Here is a 21,404-nt window from a genome sequence, read left to right on the forward strand (position 1 = left end):
AAATATAGTTTTTTAAGTTTAACAAATAGAAAATAAAAAGTCAACATATTATAAATCCAACTATTTAGTATTATAGATTCACTTTACTTGGTGCTAATTTCCAAATATTTTCTTTCAATCTCTCATCTGGATCCAAAATAATACGTACCATTTCTTTATTACACGGAGCAACCAAAACATAGGTTTTAGTTATATCCACATTTGCAGAATAATTATAGGTCTTAAAATTTCTTTTTTCCGTATCAGTCAACTTATCGGATCCATACTGTGCCATAATTTCAAGTCTAGATAAGTTAAACACTCCACATCTTTTTCTTCTTGACTTCGAAGTAATTCGATCAACTGTCAGCTCTTTTTCAAGTAAAGAATATTCATACTCTGCGTTATAATAACGAAATATAAGCACTGTAGCTATAACAAAGCCTACTGGCAAAAATAGTCCAAATGGAATAAAGATGAAAAGAAGTGACAAAACGCTCAATACGATCATTCCAACTTTCAAAGGTGCTACATACTTAGGTGGATTCACCTTAATAATCTGTTCAATACTAATATTATCCATAAAAATTCCCATCTGTCCGCTTTAGCGGACTCTCAAATCAGAATGCTGATTTAATTAAAATATATAAAAACTATTATAACATTTTAGTAGTTTAAAAACAATTAAAGAAAAAATTAAGTTTTAATATAAATGACACAAAAATCTGTACTTTATTTTTTTAAATCTATCCAGGTTTTCATATGTATCTTTACGAATAGTTACAGCTGATTCAATTACTTTGTTTAACTCCTCTATGGTTATATCATCCTGAGCAAATCTAACTTTTAAAGCAGCTAAAATAATAATGTCAATTCCATCCTTCCTCATATATTCATATTTAGATTTTACCTTTGCATAATAATCAACATATGACATTGAGTCCGTTCTATATATTTTAAGAAATACGCTTATTCTTTCAATATAACTATAAATCATAATTATTTGTAGATCAAAGTCTTGATTATTCATAACTGTCAACATTTTATCTCTCTTATTTTCTTTTAGTTTTGCCGGTATAAAGAACATAATTCCGACAACAGCTAACGAAATTGTGCAAATAAGTATATCTTTCAATAAGGCTACAAAAATATTAATCACATTAATGTGATTAGAATTATCGATGACCATTAAATCTTGCGAGGTGCTATCTGAGTCATCTTGCATCTGCGCAGCTCCAGCAATATAATCGAGGTTATTCGTATCCGTTTCTTGCGTAAATGTGCCATTTAAGGTTTGACCATTATTAAGGACTTCGCTTTTACCAGGTGTAACTTCAATCGGAACCCAACCAAAACCCTCCTCATATATTTCTACCCATGCGTGTGCATCGCTATCCTTTACTGCTATCTTATGTGCGGTATAGTTTTGAATCATATTAAAAGCCAAACTGCTCCTTTTAGATGTTACATCCTCTGTACTAATGATATTATCTTGACTAACATCTATCGCATATCCCTCAACATATCTTGTGGGAATTCCAGCTGCCCTAAAAAGGACTGTTGCTGCCGTTGCAAAATAGGTACAATAACCTTGTTTTTTTTCATATAAAAAATAATCCAAAAAGTCTTTACCTGATGGTACCGCACCAGGTTCTAATGTGTATGTATAATTTTGAGCCAGATAATCTTTGATAGACGCAATAACCTCATATTTTTCTTTTTCATTATAAAACAGAGAATTTTTTGTAGCTTTTTCTAGCTCTTGCTTATATTTTGTATCCACTTCTAAATAAGTTGAATATACAAATTTTCTGTAGGATTTTTCCAATTTCGTATATGTGCTCATATTTCTGTTCGCACCACTATAATTCTCTACTAAATTCTTATATTTTTCATAATCAGGATTCATTATATTATAGCCAGTTGATGAAATGTATTGGTTTTTATTATTGATTGGATATCCATCTAACGAAGACTTTTTATTTGCAAAATACATACTTCCATAAGGAAGATAATAGAATTTACCGCTTACTGACACATATGTAACCTCAAACGCTCTTCTGTAGACACTATTAAGATAACTTTCCGTATCGTCTTTTATGGTTGTAATCAATTCTTGGTCATTATCAATTATTTTCATCAATTCTGACGTCTGATTATATAAATTAAAGGATATAGTACCCAGTTCATTAAATAAAGATGAATAGTTCTGTTCACTTTTTTGTGAAGGATCTGTCCACTTATTATCAGAATAATGTGCTCCAACAAAACTTCTCAAATATACTTTTCCTATATCCCCCGTTTTTAATGTAAGCATAATTTTATTCGCATAAATAACCTTGTCATATTTTCCCAGTTGTCCACCATTAACTCCGCCGGTAGCAACATCGTTTGAATTTAAAATCGAAAGATTATCAGACGTATTTTCTATTTTCATTTTAAGGGATTCAAATAACTCGATTCTTCTATAATTGCCCTCTGGTAATACGACAGATATGATAGCAAATAATACAAATACCAAAACAGCTACTGCACTCGCCATTTCTATGGAGCAATTATTAAATCTTATCTTATCTTCAGACATGGCCGCCATTGCTGCCATACACATCCCGATACATACCAGTGGAAATATTGATGGTACTAATCCAAACGCTAAGCCAAAACATACTATTGGCAAAGAACATATTGCAACAAATATCATTTTGTTTTTTACAATAATGAAATATGCCATTATTATTATAACAATGGCTGATAGTATTAAAACAAACAATTCCGGACTTACAGCGGTTACTTCACTACTGCTTAAATTCATCTTGCTAAGCATTGAATTCATACTCATTGTAAGCATACTTTTAAATGCAAAACAAAAAGCTAGCAAAACAACTGTGCTTACGCCTACTACTATCTTGTAACGTTTCACAAATTGAAATACAATAAATGAAACTATACATAGTAAAAATATTTGTATTGAAATCATAATTGCATTCATCTTAAAATCATAACAAGATAAGAAACTTTTGATTGTTCCGTAAGCCCCTAAATACAATATTAAAAATTTGCATAGATATTTTAAATTACTGTCTTCAAAATGCCCCTCAATTTTGACATTTTCTAATGTAACGCCATGTATACCGGCACTTTCAGTATTTGTCATTTTGCACCCCTAAATTAATATCGTATTTAAGCACTGCTTAATATCATTTCTATCCACATTAAGAAGCATCGCTCCTTTAATTTCTAAAGACTCACATTCCCGCGTTCCATCTTCTATATTATATATAAAAAAATTAGTATCCTTTCTTTCATCTAAAAACTCCATTAGGTCATCGCCTATATGCGAGGTGACATAATAGACTCTTTGTATATCAGGCATATCTGCTATCTGAAACTCATTTAATGCATATGGTTTATCTGGATATGTTCCTTCCTCTATCAGCGTATGAATTGCATCAATAAGCATATCTTTTGATTCAATTTCTATGATTTTCAGCGCTTTTATTTGTTTACTATAAAACACTAATTTAAACGTTCTCTCCTTGATACACGCAAAATTTCCAATCGCATATACTAGCTCATAAACGCCATCTAGATTCTTGCGTTGCTGTTCATTTTCGCCGTCACTCAATTCCACTAATATTACATTTAATTTATGAATAGGCATGCTAAATTCCTTAACAATAAGGTTATCCTGTTTCGCACTTAATTTCCAGTGGATCCTGCTGACATTGTCACCATCTTTGTATTCCCTAATATCAAATATTTCTGATGAGTCACTACCTGATGTTTTCTTTGAAAAATACTGAGAATCCAAGATACTGTTATCCGGTGTGTGCAATGTATAATAATCAGGTTCGACAAGTTTTGGCATCACGATAATATGATTGTAATCATTACATTGAATTGCACACTTAAATATTTTTAGTGGATCATAAATATAGGCGTTTTTGATTCCTATGCTCAAATCACCACAATAATTCAACTTCATATTTCCACTGACTCTTGTTTTTTCAAACCCTTTTGCATTTATAACAAACTGCTTATACATTGATTCATTGCAGTTGTTATACTTATATTCAACCATAACCGTAATATTCGGTGCTGGAAAGAATGATATATTATTTACGATAATTTCGAATTTGATTTTATCTCCACGATCTACTGTCTGGTCTTCCATTTTGGTATGTACTGATATCAGTTTACTCGTAACAAAAATATATATATATAAAGTGAGTGGCAACAAAATCATTATCAACAGCACGATATATGGTGAATACTCAACATACATTATGTTAATTAATATTATGGCAAGCATTGAAATTAAGTAGACTATTTTTCGTGTAAGCATATTCTTCCCCCATAACTCTACTTAATATATGGAACTACTACAGTATCTGCGATTTTTTGAATTACTTGTGCCTCAGATACCTTATTTACTTTTGACTTTGCATTTAAAACAATTCTATGTTCCGTTGTTTCTGGAAGGACTTTTTTAACATCTGAAGCAATTACATAATCCCTTCCACTCATAAATGCATATGCCTTTGCCATTCGTGCAATCGCAATACTGCCTCTAGGACTAATTCCAAGCTGAACAGTTGATTCTGTTCTCGACATTTCTGAAATTTTTGCAATATACATGCAAACTGACTTTTCCATATATACTTTTTCAATCATTTCCCGTAATGTTAAAAGTTCTTCTTTCGTTATCACTTCTTTAATTAAAATACTATGACTATTCTTTTTCCCTTGTATTATTTTCACTTCATCTTCACGGCTCGGATATCCCATTCCCACTTTAATCATAAACCTATCAAGCTGAGATTCCGGAAGATTTTGTGTGCCAATTGAACCGGCTGGATTCTGCGTTGCAATTACAACAAATGGTTTAGGAACTTCTCTCGTTACGCTATCTACTGTAACTCTTCCCTCTTCCATTACTTCAAGTAATGCTGATTGTGTCTTTGGTGAAGTTCTGTTAATTTCATCTGCTAGAAACAGATTGCACATGACAGCCCCCTGTCTATATTCAAAATCACCTGTATTTTTGTTGTAAAGTGAAAACCCAGTAATGTCTGATGGAAGTACGTCAGGCGTAAACTGAATTCTCTTTTCTTGCAATCCCATTGCTGTTGCAAATGCAGCTGCCATTGTTGTTTTACCAACCCCTGGTATATCATCAATTAATATATGACCTCCTGCAATAATAGCCATTAAAACCTTTCTAATAACTTCATCTTTACCAAAAATTACTTTATTGACCTCAGCACATATATTTTCAATTTTTTTATTAAATAGCTCCATATTTTCCATAAAAGTCTCCCCCTTTTTATATTAAAACGTTTTAGTAAATATTACCATAAAATAACTTTCTTTGATATATTTTTATAAATATTTAACAATGTTTCATAACCTTTTATATACAATATAGTACATTGTTGAAAAACAAGCGATTCCTCCAATAAAGTTTGATATTGGCTCCGCCAAAAATATGCCATTTACTCCGAATCCAACTTGTGGAAGAATATAAATGAGTGGTATTACAATAATCCCTTTTCTAAGTATTGAGAAAAACACTGCCTGCTTTGATTTTCCTAAAGCTGTAAATGTCGATTGACCTATAAACTGAAACGCCATCATAAAAAACCCAAAGAAATATATATTCATTGCTGGTACCCCAACTCTAATCAATTCTAGATCACGGTTGAATATCATTATAAATTGTTTTGTAAACACAAGCATGGTAACCCAGGCGACCGCTGTAAATACAAGCAAAGCGATAGCCATATATTTTATAGCTAATTTCACTCTGTCGTTTCTTTTTGCGCCATAATTGAAGCTTATGATAGGCTGAGCACTTCCGGTAATTCCTTGAATGGGCATCATAACAATTTCTCTTATTGAGTTTATTACAGTCATCGCTCCAATATATATATCACCACCATAGGTTTGAAGATTTGCATTACAAACCATCTGCACCGCACTGTTCGTAATAGACATCGTAAATCCTGACAATCCAAGACCCATTATTCCCATTATTCGCTTCATTTTTAATTTTAATTTTGACCGCTTAATTTTTACAATTGTTCTCTTTCCAAATAAAAATTTCAAAGTCCAGATACTCGCAATCATCTGAGATATTATCGTTGCAAGTGCCGCACCTTCCACTCCCATATTTGCACCAAATATTAATATAGGATCTAAAATTATATTAACAACTGCACCGATAGCGACTGTCATCATACCCATTTTTGCAAATCCTTGCGCATTAATAAAGCTATTCAATCCAAGACTCAATGTAACAAATATAGTTCCTATTAAATAAATAGAAATATATGAATTCGCATAGCCAAATGTAGCATCACTTGCCCCTAAAAGATAAAGCATTGGTTTTTTCACGATAAACCCGACGATGCTAAGTAATATACCAAATATGATTAGCAATACGAAGGAATTTCCAAGTATAGACTCTGCTTCATCATCATTACCTGCACCCCTCTGAATTGAAAATAACGGGGCTCCGCCCATACCAATTAAATTAGCAAAAGCAATTGCGATTGTACATATTGGTAAACAAATTCCAAGTCCTGTCATCGCCAACGTAGCATTCTCGGGTAGCATACCAATATAAATTCTATCTACAATATTATATAAAACATTAACGAGTTGTGCTAACGTCATGGGACCTGCAAGACGAAGCATATGCGCTAAAATATTTCCCTTTGAGAAATCATTTATTTCTTTGTAATCAATTTCATTCATGTTTAACTCCATTTTTTTTTATGATGGGATAGGGGTTGAAAGAATATTAATTTATAAGTATGCATTTTGCCGCCTTTCCTTCAAGCAGTATGTTTTTTACAAGCCTCAGGGATGATAAAAAGACTCGCTTACGCTCATTTTTTATCTGAGTCTTGACAAAACATAGGCACTGCTTTCAGCCGGTCTTGGCAAAATGCATACTTATAAATTAATATTCTTGGGTTACGTATAGATAAAAAACTAAGATCGTTAAGGGACTTAAGTGCATTGGTATATTCTTTAAAGAATCAAATTAAGGCGGCGTTTAAGGACTATGTATATATGTCATAAAATTGAATTGAACAGGCGGTTTACAGACATTATACTTATAAAAATGGATTGAGTAGGCGTTTATTGGCATTAATTTATAGTATAAACTTGGATTGAACACGATCTTACTTACATTTATACATTATTGTATTAGATTAATCAAGTTCTTATGAGGGAGATACATGTCAAAAACCGATGAATTAGTTAATTAAAAATTAACTAATTCATCGGTTTTTGTATGATTAAAATTGGGTCTTACGGTTTTAAATTGACTACATCATTCCCATTCCGCCGCCTTGTGGCATTGAAGGAAGATCTTCTTTAATATTTGCGACAACTGATTCAGTTGTTAGAAGTGTAGATGCTACGCTAGTAGCATTTTGAAGAGCGCTTCTAGTAACCTTAGCTGGGTCAAGAATGCCAGCAGCTACCATATCAACATATTCTTCTTTTAAAACATCGAATCCAATTCCTATTTCTGATTCAAATACTTTATTAATAATAACTGATCCTTCAAGTCCTGCATTTGCAGCAATGTGGAATAATGGAGATTCTAGGGACTTAAGAATTATCTCAGCGCCTGTCTTTTCATCACCAGTTAATGTTTTTACTAATGTAACAACTTTCTTAGATGCGTGGATGTATGCTGAACCACCACCTGCAATAATACCTTCTTCAACAGCTGCTTTTGTAGCGGCTAGTGCATCTTCAAGACGAAGTTTTGCTTCTTTCATTTCAGTTTCTGTAGCAGCTCCAACACGTATAACAGCTACACCACCTGACAATTTAGCAAGTCTTTCCTGTAATTTTTCTCTATCAAAATCAGATGTTGTTTCAGCAATCTGACCCTTGATTTGAGCGATTCTTGTAGCGATTTCTTCTTTACTTCCTTCGCCATCAACAATGATTGTGTTTTCTTTTTGTACTTTAACTGATTTCGCACGGCCTAACATATCAATTGTAGCTTCTTTTAAATCAAGTCCTAATTCTTCTGAAATAACCTGACCGCCTGTTAAGATAGCAATATCTTTTAACATTTCTTTTCTTCTATCGCCATAACCTGGAGCCTTAACACCTACTACTGTAAATGTTCCTCTTAACTTATTAACGATTAATGTTGTTAATGCTTCGCCTTCAATGTCTTCAGCGATAATCAATAATTTTGAACCGTTTTGAACGATTTGCTCAAGAATTGGTAAGATTTCTTGAATATTTGCAATCTTCTTATCTGTAATTAAGATGTATGGGTCTTCAAGGTTTGCTACCATCTTATCCATGTCTGTTGACATGTAAGCTGATATATATCCTCTATCAAACTGCATACCTTCAACTAAATCAAGTTCTGTAAGCATTGTCTTAGATTCTTCGATTGTGATAACTCCATCGTTAGAAACTTTTTCCATTGCATCAGCAACCAATTGTCCAACTACTTCATCGCCAGCTGAAATAGCAGCAACTTTAGCGATTTGATCTTTTCCGGTAAGCTTTGAACTCATCTCCATAATTGCTTCAACAGCAACTTCTGTTGCTTTCTTCATACCTTTTCTAAGGATGATAGGATTTGCACCAGCTGCTAAATTCTTCATACCAGCATTTACCATAGCTTGTGCCAATACGGTTGCTGTAGTTGTTCCATCACCTGCAACATCATTTGTTTTAGTTGCAACTTCCTTAACAAGTTGTGCTCCCATATTTTCAAACTTATCTTCTAATTCGATTTCTTTTGCAATTGTAACACCATCATTCGTAATAAGTGGTGCACCAAATGATTTATCTAATACTACATTTCTACCTTTAGGTCCTAATGTTACTCTAACGGTATTTGCTAACTGGTTCACACCAGATTCCAGTGCCGCTCTTGCTTCTGCGCCAAACTTAATTTCTTTCGCCATTATATAAAATCCTCCTAATTTATTACTTTTAATGCTACTGTGATCTTAATTCACAGAAACTACTCTATAACTGCTAATATATCGCTTTGTTTTACAATGATAAATTCTTCATTCTCGACATCGACTTCAGTTCCAGCATATTTTGAATAAATAACCTTATCTCCTGCTTTCACCTGCATCTGTACTTCTTTTCCATCTATCATGCCGCCAGGCCCTACTGCTACGACTTCTGCCTGCTGTGGTTTTTCTTTTGCCTGACCTGGTAATACAATACCAGATTTTGTTGTTTCTTCAGCAATTAACTGTTTAATTACTACTCTGTCTCCCAATGGTACTAATTTCATTATTATTTCCTCCTTCAACTTCGAGTTAATTTGTTAGCACTCCTTTTTATCGAGTGCTAATTTATAGTTTCTATCTTATTAAATTTAAAATTTTTATGCAAATGTTTTAATATTGTAAAATCACTATTTTTTCTTCCACATCCTCTCATTTACTTATATTATCTCTCATTTTCTTTGTTTTTCTATATTTCCACTTAAATCCCCTAAAACCTCAATACATTCCTACGCAATTATCTTAATTTCTATATACTACTGTCCTTCTATTCATTCTATGTTCCTTCCAAGCTCATATGCTTCTATATTTCCAGGTTTCTATACGTCTAAGCTTCTAGTTTCTAACTTCTAGGTTTCTAAGCTTCTTGGCTTCTTGGCTTCTTGGCTTCTTGGCTTCTTGGCTTCTTGGCTTCTTGGCTTCTTTGCTCCTATGTTCTTTGCTTCTATGCTCTTTACGCTTCTATATAAAGCAACCGGATATCAATTTAAGTCCAACCATTATCTCGACAAAGTAAACAGTGAATATAAATTTGTAATGATGCATTTCCCGCAGACCGTCTGAAAGCAGTGCTTATGTTATGTCAAGACTCAGATAAAAAATGAGCGTAAGCGAGTCTTTTTATCATCTCTGAGGCTTGTAAAGAACATACTGCTTGAAGGAAAGGCAAGGAAAATACATCATTACAAATTTATATTCACTCACCACCTCCCCCTAATCCCCCCTTAATTCATATCCCGTTACTTCCCCATCTCACTTCCCCATCTTCATCTCTCTTCCATAATAGAACAAATACTGCTGCGCATAACCACCATATTTCCCAAATCTTTTTTTTGCAAATGCAGCGATCTCATCTTTTGACACTTCGCCTTCAAAATACATAAATTCCATAATTCTCTTAATCCATACATCAATTGGAAATGCTTCTCTTTTCTCTAACCCAAATAACATTACACAATTGCCGATTTTTTCTCCAACACCTTTAATCTGCTGTAAATTTTCAAGACACACATTCATGTTGGCCGCCTTTAGTATTGCCTCATCTATTGTCTTGTCGCACACCTTACTGACTGCATCCATAATATACGGTGCCCTAAAACCTGTTTTACATTCTTTTAAATCTTCTAAAGAAATATCTGACATTCTTTCACAACTCGGAAACCCAAAAAACTCTTCCTCTCCAATTTTCCCGAGATAATTCCCATATTTTCTAGAAATAGTTGCTACTATCTGCTTAATATGAGGTATCTGCTTGTTTTGAGATATAATAAATGAAATTAATATCTCAAAAAATTCCTGATTAAGAATTCTTACACCCCACATAGTATCCATTGCCAGCTTCAACTTATTATCTTTTTTAAGTAGATACTTTTTGATCTCTGAATAGTTTCTATCCAAGTCAAAATAGTTTTTCCAAATGTTTTCATATTCCTCTTCAGTCGTATCATAGAATATAATAAAATTGTTTTCTTGTTTGATATGTAACAGCTTACCAAAAGCCACAACACCATACTCATTTTCATCTATTTTCTTGAAATGAAAACACTGCCCACATTCTAACGTTTGCCCCACATCAAAATCCTCAACACTGTTTAACACATAATTACCTTTTTCCATATTTTCTCCTATCAACTAGCTATGCAACATTTAAAGATATTCTATCACAACCACATTAATTACTCCAATTTAACAAATACTGCTTCTATTTTCATATTTTTTATTGTTGAAACCTTTTAATTTTCTTGTAAATGTATTACAATAAGTATTAATATAAATTATGAAGGGTGGTTTATAATATGTCAAAGAGTAAATTAAGTAAAATAATAGCAAAAATAGCAATCATTGGAGCATCCGCAGGAGCTTTCTTTGCCATTTATGCAAAATATAGAAAAATTAGTAATGAATTAAATGCACAAGATGAATATGAAGAGGATTTTGATAATTTTGATTTTGATAAAATTGATAAGGATACAACTTCAAGAGATTATGTTTCCATTAACATTAACGAGCGAAAATCATCGTCTGAAGCAACAACTGGCGAAACAAAGTAATTAGGGAGAACACCAGATGCCGATAGGAAAAAAAATTATATTTCTTCTTGCTATGACTGCTATGAGTTTTACTTTGGTTGGATGCACTCTTTCTTCCTTAGTTAAAGAATCCGGAACTGATACTACTGACAATTCTGGTATATCTTCTATTGCTTATAATAAGGTTAACACGCAAGATGAAATATTTGCAGTTCTTTTAGATACAATGCAAAGCAACCAGAAAAAGTCTTATTTTTTTGTTACTAATGAAGACATGATAAATGCAGATTCTTGGCTTGCTAAATTGAATGGCATTGAACAAATTCACTGTGATTACAGGAGAATAAAAGATGGGTACAATGTAGTTGTTACCTTAAGCTACTGGGATAACTATTCTATTGTGAATGCATATAAAACTGGTAGCACGAAATTACTAACTCCAAAGCAATTGGAGCTGTACAACAAATATTGTGAGATTCTATCACAGTATACTTCTAAAAGTGCAAGTGCTTGGGATAATGAATTAGCAATACATGACTATTTGGTGTCTAATGTTAAATATGAATTAGGCGATGATGCCATCTATAATGCATATGATACATTAATAAATGGTACTGCGGTATGTAATGGATATGCGGAATGTTTTAAAACATTCATGGATATGCTTGGTATAGAATGTGTTGCAATTTCAGGTTCTGCAAGTGGTGAACTCCATATTTGGAATTTAGTAAATCTAGAAGATGCATGGTACCAAGTAGATGTTACTTGGGATGACCCAATTAATGGTAATGATCATATCGAGCATGCATATTTTAACATAACAGATTCAGACATGGCAAAGGACCATACGTGGGTCGCCTCAAACTATCCTGCTGCAATAGGGGCCAAACATTCCTATCCGAACATCAAAGGATTGTCTTCTTTTTCGAATGAAAATGATATAACATCGTTTTTGACAGCTTCTCTTAAAAACAACCTTGACATTGTGGAATTTGTAACAAGTAATACAATTGATTTAAAATCAATCATTTCAAAATGTGGAATTAACGTTACATACTCCTATAACATTTCTGATTATGCTAATTTTATTCTCTACAAGCTAGAATTCAAATACTAAAAGTGGCCTTTAAGGTCACTTTTTTTTTATGACTTCATAGTATAATAGTGAATTTAAAAATATATGGAGAGTATATTATGGAATGCTATAAACAAATGGATGCAATGGTAATGGTCCCTGGCATGTGCTATGTTCCTTGGCAGAGATGGGCTGGATTATACAATCTTGATGTAGCTATACTAAAAGGAACGCTTTTTGAAGTTCTTGACAAACCTTTCCTAGGAGGCTGTCGATGAATATGAACAACGATACCCGTAACAATCAAAACAAAAAATTAGATAAAAGGCGCATCATGGTAAATATCTATCAGCTAGGATTTGCGCTAAATGAAGCAGTTCTATTCTTAGATACACACCCTTCTGACCCAGAAGCAATTGAATACTACAATCAAATAAAAGAGAAATATAATGAAGCAGTTAATATCTATGCAGATTACTTTGGACCTCTTTTAGCTTCAAATGTCACTTCTGAAAATTATTGGATGTGGGTTGCTACTCCAATGCCTTGGGAAATGGAGGATTAGCAAATGTGGAATTATGAAAAAAGACTACAATTTCCTATAAACATCGATAAAACTGATCCTAAAATGGCGCTTTTGATTCTTAGTCAATACGGTGGTCCCGATGGCGAAAGTGGTGCTACATTGCGCTATTTGTCACAAAGATACACTATGCCTTACAGAGAAGTTTCAGGTCTGTTAACAGATATTGCTACAGAAGAGCTTGCCCATATGGAGATGGTAAGCACAATGGTTCATCAGCTCACTAAAAACCTTACAATTGAACAGATAAAAGGTTCTGGTTTCGAACCATACTACGTTGACCACACTGCCGCTATATGGCCTCAAGCCGCTGGAGGGATTCCATTCAATGCATGCGAATTCCAGTCAAAGGGCGATCCAATTACGGATTTAATTGAAGATATGGCAGCTGAGCAAAAAGCAAGAAGCACTTACGACAACCTAATTAGAATCATAAAGGACCCAGATGTTCTTGAGCCCTTAAGATTCCTTCGTGCAAGAGAAATTGTACACTTCCAACGTTTTGGCGAAGCACTTCGTATCGTTCAAGACCAGTTGGATCCAAAAAATTATTATATGTATAATCCTAGTTTTGATAAAAAAGATAATTCATGCGATAACAAATAATAACAGTAATAATAGTAATTGTAGTAATAGTAACAATAGTATTAATGCAAATCAATTTATAATATCGAGTTTGCTTTTGTCAACGCCCTTGGAATTGCATCTTTTGCATTTTTCCAAGGCTCGTTGGCATATTTGTAATCATTTTTGTTTATGAACCACTCTAAGTCATCCCTGACACGCTCCATACTCGCAATATAGAGGTTATTTAGTGTATCAATGAATATCATTAGGTCATCACCTTTTAGCTTGTCAGACGCCTCTTTAATCATTATTGCATAATGTGTTGTGCAAAACCCCTTACAACCGTCAAACTTCTTCTTGAAGTTTTCATCTGTTTTCCATAGAAAAATAACAGTATCAATATATCTGTTAAACACAAGCTCTATACGATTACATACAAAACACGTATTGTTAAGATTTTCAACATATTCTAAGATTGGAATTTTTTGTGTTTCTTTCTTAAATAATGACTTTGGTTTAACTGGCTTAACTGACATTGACTTGACGTCACGAATCACTTTATCAAAATTAGTTTTTAGTACAAGTGCCATCCCAAGTCTATTCTCCATATTGTAAACATCTTTAATATGCTTTTGGCAAAATCCCATCGCATCTGTCATTGCTCTCGTATCTTCTTCCATATAACTAGGTCCCATTGTATAACGAACCGCATTATCTTCAAGTACTTTTCGCATGGCGCATATTGGACATTCGCACTCAACCTGAAATGCATCATTTACGGGAATTGAATATAACATTTCTTTCATTGTGGTATTCTCCTTATTCATTCGTATTAATCTCACAAACAATAAAAGTATCATTCATATATTTTTATTATAACTTATCACTGCATTATTCACTATGAAAATATTATTCAAGATCAACACTTCTTTGGAATAACGCTAATAGACCACTTTATCATTTGAAATAAACCGGAACAAATAGGCAACGGCAACGCTTAATAGTAAAATCACTGTGCCACAGGCGCCAACATACATAAATATGTTATCGCTTACCCCTATTCCCATTCCCATTAATATAATTGCAGAAATAAATACCGTTAAAATCAGATTAATAATAAGTGTCTGGTTAATAAATAGAAACAATAACGTCATAATCATGGACATGAGAATATTGATTAGTGTCATCAGAACAAATAAGCCAATTAATACTTTTAATGTAATTGTCTCTTCAGAATGGTTATTCTTACTGAAATAAGTAATCCAACCGAAAATATATCCAATTGCAGATCCAGCCAGACTACAGGTAGCACATTTGCTTAGCAGAACCGCCCTAAGCGAATATACCGTCAGCATTTTTTCAAAAGTTTTGTTTATCTTTTCAAATTCGATTGAATTTTGTATCAGTTGCATACAAATTATCATTCCTGGCACATAGGCACCGATGAACATAACTGAATCGCTTGAATAATCATTGACAACAAAATAGTATACTATGATACATAACGCAAACAATGTAAGTAAGTTTTTTTTCCACTGTGATTTCATAAAATATAATTCTTTTATAACTAAAGCCATTTTATTCTCCTCCAATCTGGGCAACCTCTAAAATTGCATCCTCTAGGTTGTCAACTTCACTCTTAACAGAAATGATTTCAAAGTCATTTAACATTTGCAATAATGACTTTTTATTTGATTCTTCTACATAGATGTCTACCGAGTCCTCAGTATAATTGAAATTATACCCCTGTAATAGATTATCTAATCGCTTTTCCTTATCTAACTGTACTGATACAATCCATCTTTTATTGTGTCTAGAGGCTTCCCTAAGGACTCCTTTTACCGTTGATTCTTTTACAATCTCACCATGCCTTAATATATATATGCGTTCACATAGTTCTTCAATATCCTTTGAATTATGTGATGTAATTAAGATGCCTGTTTCCGGAGAAAGATGCGACTGAATAAATCGAATTATCTTACATTTATTTTCAATGTCAAGAGACACTGTTGGCTCGTCCATCATAACAAGCTTCGGTTTTCCAACCATTGCGCACGCAATCGCAACTCTTTGTTGCATACCAGATGATAACTCACTGACTTTTCTCTTAAGAATTTTTCCAAGATCAAGCTCATCAATCATAGATTGCTTATCCATATCAGATGCATTATAAAATTTCTTAAATACTTCTAGATTGTCTGCAACAGTCATCTCCTCATACAAATTATTAGATGCGCATAAAAATGCGATTTTCTTTCTTTGTATACTAGAAAGTTTCTTGATTTGGGAACCCTCAAAAAATACTCCCCCCCCTTGATACGTGCTTACGCCAGAAATTATTCTCATAATTGTACTCTTTCCCGCACCATTCATTCCAATAAGGCCTACAATCTCGCCAGCTTCGATGTGAAGATTAACATCTTTGAGCACTTCATACCCTTCTTTAAACTTTTTATTGATATTTTGTACCTCAAGTAACATCGCAATTGCTCCCTTCTGCTATGCGAATGCAATTCGCATTATTATCTAACCTACAAACACTTATAAATACATCATTAAATATGCACACATATTGCATTTTACATACCATATTTGTACAATTATTTCACTTATTTCTTTCAGAACTATAAATAACTATAAATAACTATAAATATAATATTTTATTTGATAGACTTCCTCGTTTATAGTAAGATAGCAATAGATGTGAATATGTAAATAACATTCTGATTGGAGCAAATGTCAAACTATGAACGAACTTACAATTAATCTGAATCCTAGTGCTAGCGAGCCGATGTATGCTCAGATATATGATTATATTAAAAATGATATCAAGAATGGGACTCTTTCTTGCGATAGTAAATTGCCATCTACGCGTGCACTTGCAACGCATTTAGATATTAGCAGAAGCACTGCTCAGATGGCATATGATCAGCTTTTGTCTGAAGGATATATTGATTCGATTCCTTGTAAGGGATATTTTGTAAATCAAATGGACGGTCTGTACAATCTTGTTGCCAGCCATAAAGAGAAGTTGCATTTTGAAGAATCAAAACCAGAAGAATATTTATATGATTTTTCTGCGCGTGGAATTGCATTGGATAGTTTTCCTTTCAACGCTTGGCGCAAAATTAGTAAAAACGTTCTTATTGATGACAATAAAGAATTATTTAATATTGGTAATCCACAAGGAGAGTATGAATTTAGGAATACGATTTGCGAATACCTCCACCAATCTCGTGGTGCAAACTGCCAACCAGAACAAATTATCATTGGAGCTGGAAATGAGTATTTGCTTATGCTAATTAACCAATTAATTAATCAATCCGCAACCATTGCAATGGAAAATCCAACTTACAATCAGGCTTATCGCACATTTAGAAGCCTAGAACGTAAAGTTATTCCTATTAATATGGATAAAAATGGACTAAGCATTGAACAACTAGAGCATTCAAATGCATCAGTTGCTTACGTTATGCCATCTCACCAATTTCCACTTGGCATTATTATGCCAATCAATCGCCGTGCAGAGCTTCTTAATTGGGCCAACAAGAGCGTTAACCGCTATATTATAGAAGATGATTACGATAGTGAATTCAGATACAAGGGGAAGCCTATTCCAGCCCTTCAGGGAAGTGATTTATATCAAAAAGTGATTTACCTTGGTACTTTTTCTAAGGCGATTGCTCCTGCCATTCGAATGAGTTATATGGTGCTTCCACATACCTTACTAGAAATATACAATAGAAAATGTAGATTCTTTGCAAGTACAGTCTCAAGAATTGATCAGACAGTTGTGAATTCATTTATCCAAGAAGGTTATTATGAACGCCACCTTAATAAAATGCGTTCTCTCTACAAAAACCGCCATGACATTCTAATGAATGAACTGAAAGCATTTGAAAACAATTTTACCATTGCAGGTGATAACGCCGGAATTCATATTCTACTTACCGCAAAATTCAAAACCAGCGAACAAGAATTGATCGCCTCCGCGAAATCAGTAGGAATAAAGGTATACCCCCTCTCAACCCACTTCATCGCAGGCGATACCGCTCAATCCTTCGCCGCCACCGTAATCATTGGCTACGCCAATATTAGCAACAAAGATATCGTTTCGGGCCTACGCATCCTAAAACAAGCCTGGCTCCAATAAAAACGCATCAAAAAAAGCCTGAAAATGAAGTTCCCCTAAGTAGTGAGGGGTCATTCATTTTCAGGCTTTAAACTACATATATTCTTTGAGTGTCAAATCGCATTCCATAACGTAAATGTAAATAACAATTTAGGTTTCAAGATCTCTAAATGAAGTAAATAGTGAATATTAATTTATAATTATGCTTTTCCGCAGACCGTCTGAAAGCAGCGCTTACGTTTTTTCCAAGACTCAGATGAAAATTCGAACAAAGTGAGATTTTTCATCATCCCTGAGGCTTGCAAAAAAATGTGCTGCTTGAAGGAAAGGCAAGGAAAAGTATAATTATAAATTAATATTCACCCACTACCTCCCGTAAAATCTTAACTCTAAATTGTTATTTACTCCACACCTAACGTAAGATTTCACTCACATCATATATTATTTAACTTCTTTAACCTTACCAAGCCATAACCTCATGGCCTTCCTCTGTTACTCTAACCATGATTTCCCATTGTGCTGATGGCATCCCATCATCCGTATATATTGTCCAACCATTATATTCATCTATGTAGATTTCATCAGTTCCCATATTGATCATAGGCTCAATTGTAAATACCATTCCAGGAACCAATAACATATCAGTACCTTTCCTTGTAACATAGCTTACGTATGGAGTCTCATGAAATTTAAGGCCGATACCATGTCCGCCCACTTCTCTAACTACGGAAAATCCATTCGCTTTTGCATGATCATTAATAGCCTGACCCACATCACCTAAGAATCCCCAAGGTTTTACTTGTTGTAATCCAAGTTCAACACATTCCTTCGCCACATCTACTAGCTTTTTCATCTCTGGTGAAACATTTCCAAAACAAAACATTCTTGAAGAATCAGAAAAATAGCCATCTAAAATTGTCGAAACATCAACATTAACTATATCGCCATCAATAATTTGTACTTTGTCTGATGGAATTCCATGGCATATCTGCTCGTTGATAGAAGTACATACGCTCTTTGGATATCCTTCATAATTAAGCGGTGCCGGAACACCACCCATTGCAATTGTTTTTTCATATACCATTGTGTTGATTTCTTCTGTAGTCATTCCAATTTTGATATTTGCAGACACATAATCCAAAACAGCAACATTTATTATACTGCTTTTTCTCATTCCTTCGAGTTGCACTGGCGTTTTAATAATATTTCTTGGTGGAACAACGTGATTTTTTTTTCTATAGAGTTCAATCTTCTTGTCAGAATTCATATGACAATTCTCATAAACTTCTCCACTGCCACACCAACAAATATCTTCATTTCTTAATTTTTTAGTAACCTTAATCATTTTCACTTACAAGCTCCATACACTTTTTTGCAGTCGCTTCAACTTGAGATTCGATTTCTTTCGTTTCCAAGCCTAGTGCCTCTTCAATCTCTGCACAAACCAGTGTTCCGACTGTATCTAATATTTTAATATCCTGAACAATCATCTTTTTACCAGCTTCTTTTAATTGAAGTTGACGAAGTAAAAGCACTTTGTATAAATTTACATTTAATCTTAAATCTGCATTCTGCGTAATAAGTTTGAATTCCTGATTACGTTTCCAAACATTTTCTGGCCATACTATTTCCATCTCGTCCATTGAATCAAGGATATCTTGTGCTTCCTCTTTAGAAACGATTGATCTGAGTAAGACTTTCTTACTATCAATAGGTGTGTAAATTATTGATTTGCTATCTGCAAGTGGCCTCAATTCATAATACTTCCTGTTTTCACCATTCACTACTTTTTCTACAATACCTGCTACCATACAAATACCGTAAAAAGAATATACTATCCTATCACCTTTTGCAAACATTAATCTTCCTCCTATACTTTCATAAAACGCTGATTTACTGTTAATTACATATTAATGGCTGTAATCACCAAAACAAAGTTTCCGCAACTACAGCCACAATTTATTGAAACCTATATCCTATTATAACACATTTTTGAACTTTTTTTCACTTTTTTTAAAAATAACTTGAATTTAACCTATAATATAGCGTATCATATAGTTTATTTTACTCGATTTATTGTTGTAGAGACTCCATTATTGTTGGAATCAGTTGTTTCTTTCTTGAAACCACACCTTTCAGCTGAGCACTCATACCAACGCATTTTACACTAAATGCACTTTCAATTAACTCTTTCGCATGATTTCCAGCGTAAATCACTTCACTGGATTCAGTCATGATATCTGTAAGCATGAAAAATACCATATTTAGGTTATTGTTTTCTATCATTGTATTAATATATGGAATCAAACGTTCTTTTATTTCTAAAAGTTCATTAGAATTCATTGAATTGATCTGTCCCACCCCTAATATAATATCATTAAATGAGAACTGTTTAAAATCCTGGAAGAAAATTTCTTTTTCTGTTTTTGAAGATAGATTACTTCCGGCTTTGAAAATTTCGCTTGCATATGTTTCCACATCTATCTCAGCGATTTTAGCCAGATCATCCGCGGCTTGCTTATCAACTGCTGTACATGTAGGTGAACGATACATAAGCGTATCAGATATAATTGCAGAACATAACAACATTGCTGTTGTCTTATCGATTTCAACATCATTCTCCTTGTACATCTGATATATAATTGTTGCAGTACATCCTAATGGTTGATTTCTAAAAAATACTGGTGCAATTGTTTCAATCGTTCCCAATCTATGATGATCAATAATCTCTAGAATCTCAGCCTCTTCTATTCCGTCCACTGACTGATTCTTCTCATTATGGTCTACGAGAATTAACTTCTTCCTATTGCTTCCTAGCAAATTACGTCTAGATATCATACCAACATAATTACCATTAGCATCAAGAATAGGGAAATCTCTATAACGTTTCTTCGCCATAACTTGTTGGATTTCATCTGTAAAATCTTCTGTATGAAATGTAGTCAAGTTATCTCTCTTCATAAAATAGTTGATAGGCATACTTTGATTAATAAGTCTTGCAACTGAAAAAGTATCATGTGGAGTAGTTATAATCATACACTTTTTCTGTTCTGCCAACTTCTTAATTGTGATTGATACTGTTGAGCCTTCACAAACTATAATACATCCTGCCTTCATCTCTATTGCACAAAACTGTGATTCATATCTGTCACCTAGAATAACCAAATCATTTGGTTCAATATAATTTTCCATCATATCTGGAGTTGTCGCAGCTATAAGCACTTTACCTTCAGTGAAATAAGTTTCTTCATTACCAACGATTAAAGTTCCTTCTAATGTTGCTACAATATTTTTATACTTCGTATGCGCTGCAGATAAAATTCTACTGTCATACTCCTCCATATATGATTTTGCAATATCACCAATTGTTATTAAGCCTTCTATGTTACGACCAATTGTAATCGGAAGTGTCACAACATTATCGTTTTTCATTAGCGTCCAAGCATCTTTTAATGAAATATTTCTTGAAACACCTGGTGTCTCTCGAATTTCAATATCCTTTACTTGAGTTCTTACATCCTTAATATATCTTGGATGTTTTACTCCAGATTTTTCTAAAACATATTGTGTTTCCTCGTTAAGATGCCCCGCTCTTCTTGCCTCATAATGTTCCTCTGAAATTTTTGATTTCAAATTAGCATAGGCAATGGCTGAACATATTGAATCTGTATCTGGATTCTTATGTCCAATTACAATTATTGGGCTCTTATAATCTGTCATTTAGCTTCTCCTATTTTTCAAT

The 21,404-nt window shown here is 33.5% G+C and carries 20 protein-coding genes; 6 read left to right on the plus strand and 14 right to left on the minus strand.

All coding sequences use genetic code 11. From position 1 onward, the window contains the following. Positions 1-70 precede the first annotated feature (70 nt). The 8 genes from BMY18_RS05415 to BMY18_RS05450 form a co-directional block, all read right to left on the minus strand. On the minus strand, positions 71-562 hold the full coding sequence (locus tag BMY18_RS05415) for a hypothetical protein (RefSeq protein WP_139197218.1): 492 nt from the start codon (positions 560-562) through the stop codon (positions 71-73). A gap of 120 nt (positions 563-682) precedes the next feature. After that, positions 683-3,133 (minus strand): transglutaminase domain-containing protein, encoded by a 2,451-nt coding sequence (locus BMY18_RS05420; RefSeq protein WP_092451368.1) that lies wholly within the window; start codon positions 3,131-3,133, stop codon positions 683-685. 9 nt (positions 3,134-3,142) lie between these two features. Then, on the minus strand, positions 3,143-4,324 hold the full coding sequence (locus BMY18_RS05425; protein ID WP_092451370.1) for a DUF58 domain-containing protein: 1,182 nt from the start codon (positions 4,322-4,324) through the stop codon (positions 3,143-3,145). Positions 4,325-4,341: 17 nt separating this feature from the next. Beyond that, positions 4,342-5,289, minus strand: coding sequence for an AAA family ATPase (locus BMY18_RS05430; protein ID WP_330385945.1), 948 nt, complete (start codon positions 5,287-5,289; stop codon positions 4,342-4,344). A gap of 93 nt (positions 5,290-5,382) precedes the next feature. After that, positions 5,383-6,738, minus strand: coding sequence for an MATE family efflux transporter (locus BMY18_RS05435; RefSeq protein WP_330385946.1), 1,356 nt, complete (start codon positions 6,736-6,738; stop codon positions 5,383-5,385). 581 nt (positions 6,739-7,319) lie between these two features. After that, on the minus strand, positions 7,320-8,939 hold the full coding sequence (gene groL, locus BMY18_RS05440) for a chaperonin GroEL (protein ID WP_092451374.1): 1,620 nt from the start codon (positions 8,937-8,939) through the stop codon (positions 7,320-7,322). 59 nt (positions 8,940-8,998) lie between these two features. Further along, positions 8,999-9,283, minus strand: a complete 285-nt coding sequence (locus BMY18_RS05445) for a co-chaperone GroES (protein WP_092451376.1) — start codon at positions 9,281-9,283, stop codon at positions 8,999-9,001. A gap of 745 nt (positions 9,284-10,028) precedes the next feature. Next, positions 10,029-10,892, minus strand: coding sequence for a DNA-3-methyladenine glycosylase family protein (locus BMY18_RS05450; protein WP_092451378.1), 864 nt, complete (start codon positions 10,890-10,892; stop codon positions 10,029-10,031). 179 nt (positions 10,893-11,071) lie between these two features. Here BMY18_RS05450 and BMY18_RS05455 point away from each other — a divergent pair, with 179 nt between their 5' ends. From BMY18_RS05455 to BMY18_RS05475, 5 genes are all read left to right on the plus strand, one after another. Then, complete coding sequence (locus BMY18_RS05455; protein WP_092451380.1) at positions 11,072-11,326, plus strand: hypothetical protein; 255 nt, start codon at positions 11,072-11,074, stop codon at positions 11,324-11,326. A gap of 16 nt (positions 11,327-11,342) precedes the next feature. Next, complete coding sequence (locus BMY18_RS05460) at positions 11,343-12,422, plus strand: transglutaminase domain-containing protein (RefSeq protein WP_092451382.1); 1,080 nt, start codon at positions 11,343-11,345, stop codon at positions 12,420-12,422. Positions 12,423-12,499: 77 nt separating this feature from the next. Continuing rightward, positions 12,500-12,658, plus strand: coding sequence for a spore coat associated protein CotJA (locus BMY18_RS05465; protein ID WP_242940968.1), 159 nt, complete (start codon positions 12,500-12,502; stop codon positions 12,656-12,658). A 2-nt stretch (positions 12,659-12,660) separates the two neighbouring features. Further along, complete coding sequence (locus BMY18_RS05470) at positions 12,661-12,945, plus strand: spore coat protein CotJB (RefSeq protein ID WP_170841307.1); 285 nt, start codon at positions 12,661-12,663, stop codon at positions 12,943-12,945. 3 nt (positions 12,946-12,948) lie between these two features. Further along, positions 12,949-13,569 (plus strand): manganese catalase family protein, encoded by a 621-nt coding sequence (locus BMY18_RS05475; protein WP_092451386.1) that lies wholly within the window; start codon positions 12,949-12,951, stop codon positions 13,567-13,569. 56 nt (positions 13,570-13,625) lie between these two features. Here BMY18_RS05475 and BMY18_RS05480 read toward each other — a convergent pair whose 3' ends face one another. The 3 genes from BMY18_RS05480 to BMY18_RS05490 all read right to left on the minus strand — a co-directional run bounded on the left by BMY18_RS05480 (position 13,626) and on the right by BMY18_RS05490 (position 16,011). After that, entirely contained in the window at positions 13,626-14,336 is a 711-nt protein-coding gene (locus tag BMY18_RS05480; protein ID WP_092451388.1) for a DUF6062 family protein, read from the minus strand. 135 nt (positions 14,337-14,471) lie between these two features. Then, entirely contained in the window at positions 14,472-15,107 is a 636-nt protein-coding gene (locus tag BMY18_RS05485; RefSeq protein ID WP_092451390.1) for an ABC-2 transporter permease, read from the minus strand. Position 15,108: 1 nt separating this feature from the next. Beyond that, positions 15,109-16,011: an ABC transporter ATP-binding protein gene (locus BMY18_RS05490; RefSeq protein ID WP_092451392.1), complete on the minus strand. Its 903-nt coding sequence runs from the start codon at positions 16,009-16,011 to the stop codon at positions 15,109-15,111. Positions 16,012-16,276: 265 nt separating this feature from the next. Here BMY18_RS05490 and pdxR point away from each other — a divergent pair, with 265 nt between their 5' ends. Further along, positions 16,277-17,683, plus strand: a complete 1,407-nt coding sequence (gene pdxR / locus BMY18_RS05495) for a MocR-like pyridoxine biosynthesis transcription factor PdxR (RefSeq protein WP_092451394.1) — start codon at positions 16,277-16,279, stop codon at positions 17,681-17,683. 439 nt (positions 17,684-18,122) lie between these two features. On the opposite strand, the gene BMY18_RS05500 is transcribed toward pdxR, so the two are convergent. The 3 genes from BMY18_RS05500 to BMY18_RS05510 form a co-directional block, all read right to left on the minus strand. Further along, positions 18,123-19,007 (minus strand): methionyl aminopeptidase, encoded by an 885-nt coding sequence (locus BMY18_RS05500; RefSeq protein WP_092451395.1) that lies wholly within the window; start codon positions 19,005-19,007, stop codon positions 18,123-18,125. Continuing rightward, entirely contained in the window at positions 19,000-19,521 is a 522-nt protein-coding gene (locus BMY18_RS05505) for a CarD family transcriptional regulator (protein ID WP_092451397.1), read from the minus strand. Before BMY18_RS05505 ends, BMY18_RS05500 begins: the two co-directional genes overlap by 8 nt. Positions 19,522-19,735: 214 nt before the next feature. Next, positions 19,736-21,382: a putative manganese-dependent inorganic diphosphatase gene (locus BMY18_RS05510; RefSeq protein ID WP_092451399.1), complete on the minus strand. Its 1,647-nt coding sequence runs from the start codon at positions 21,380-21,382 to the stop codon at positions 19,736-19,738. Positions 21,383-21,404 lie beyond the last annotated feature (22 nt).

This window comes from [Clostridium] fimetarium (assembly GCF_900111235.1).
GTDB lineage: Bacteria > Bacillota > Clostridia > Lachnospirales > Lachnospiraceae > Clostridium_N > Clostridium_N fimetarium.

Excerpts from the sequence above, each read along its gene's own strand:
- BMY18_RS05420 (WP_092451368.1), bottom strand. The coding sequence starts at position 3,133 with ATGACAAATACTGAAAGTGCCGGTATACATGGCGTTACATTAGAAAAT.
- BMY18_RS05465 (WP_242940968.1), top strand. The coding sequence starts at position 12,500 with ATGGAATGCTATAAACAAATGGATGCAATGGTAATGGTCCCTGGCATG.
- BMY18_RS05485 (WP_092451390.1), bottom strand. The coding sequence starts at position 15,107 with ATGGCTTTAGTTATAAAAGAATTATATTTTATGAAATCACAGTGGAAA.
- BMY18_RS05435 (WP_330385946.1), bottom strand. The coding sequence starts at position 6,738 with ATGAATGAAATTGATTACAAAGAAATAAATGATTTCTCAAAGGGAAAT.
- BMY18_RS05480 (WP_092451388.1), bottom strand. The coding sequence starts at position 14,336 with ATGAAAGAAATGTTATATTCAATTCCCGTAAATGATGCATTTCAGGTT.
- BMY18_RS05415 (WP_139197218.1), bottom strand. The coding sequence starts at position 562 with ATGGATAATATTAGTATTGAACAGATTATTAAGGTGAATCCACCTAAG.
- BMY18_RS05455 (WP_092451380.1), top strand. The coding sequence starts at position 11,072 with ATGTCAAAGAGTAAATTAAGTAAAATAATAGCAAAAATAGCAATCATT.
- pdxR (WP_092451394.1), top strand. The coding sequence starts at position 16,277 with ATGAACGAACTTACAATTAATCTGAATCCTAGTGCTAGCGAGCCGATG.
- BMY18_RS05510 (WP_092451399.1), bottom strand. The coding sequence starts at position 21,382 with ATGACAGATTATAAGAGCCCAATAATTGTAATTGGACATAAGAATCCA.
- BMY18_RS05490 (WP_092451392.1), bottom strand. The coding sequence starts at position 16,011 with ATGTTACTTGAGGTACAAAATATCAATAAAAAGTTTAAAGAAGGGTAT.
- BMY18_RS05450 (WP_092451378.1), bottom strand. The coding sequence starts at position 10,892 with ATGGAAAAAGGTAATTATGTGTTAAACAGTGTTGAGGATTTTGATGTG.
- BMY18_RS05445 (WP_092451376.1), bottom strand. The coding sequence starts at position 9,283 with ATGAAATTAGTACCATTGGGAGACAGAGTAGTAATTAAACAGTTAATT.
- BMY18_RS05500 (WP_092451395.1), bottom strand. The coding sequence starts at position 19,007 with ATGATTAAGGTTACTAAAAAATTAAGAAATGAAGATATTTGTTGGTGT.
- BMY18_RS05475 (WP_092451386.1), top strand. The coding sequence starts at position 12,949 with ATGTGGAATTATGAAAAAAGACTACAATTTCCTATAAACATCGATAAA.
- BMY18_RS05460 (WP_092451382.1), top strand. The coding sequence starts at position 11,343 with ATGCCGATAGGAAAAAAAATTATATTTCTTCTTGCTATGACTGCTATG.
- groL (WP_092451374.1), bottom strand. The coding sequence starts at position 8,939 with ATGGCGAAAGAAATTAAGTTTGGCGCAGAAGCAAGAGCGGCACTGGAA.
- BMY18_RS05505 (WP_092451397.1), bottom strand. The coding sequence starts at position 19,521 with ATGTTTGCAAAAGGTGATAGGATAGTATATTCTTTTTACGGTATTTGT.
- BMY18_RS05425 (WP_092451370.1), bottom strand. The coding sequence starts at position 4,324 with ATGCTTACACGAAAAATAGTCTACTTAATTTCAATGCTTGCCATAATA.
- BMY18_RS05470 (WP_170841307.1), top strand. The coding sequence starts at position 12,661 with ATGAACAACGATACCCGTAACAATCAAAACAAAAAATTAGATAAAAGG.
- BMY18_RS05430 (WP_330385945.1), bottom strand. The coding sequence starts at position 5,289 with ATGGAAAATATGGAGCTATTTAATAAAAAAATTGAAAATATATGTGCT.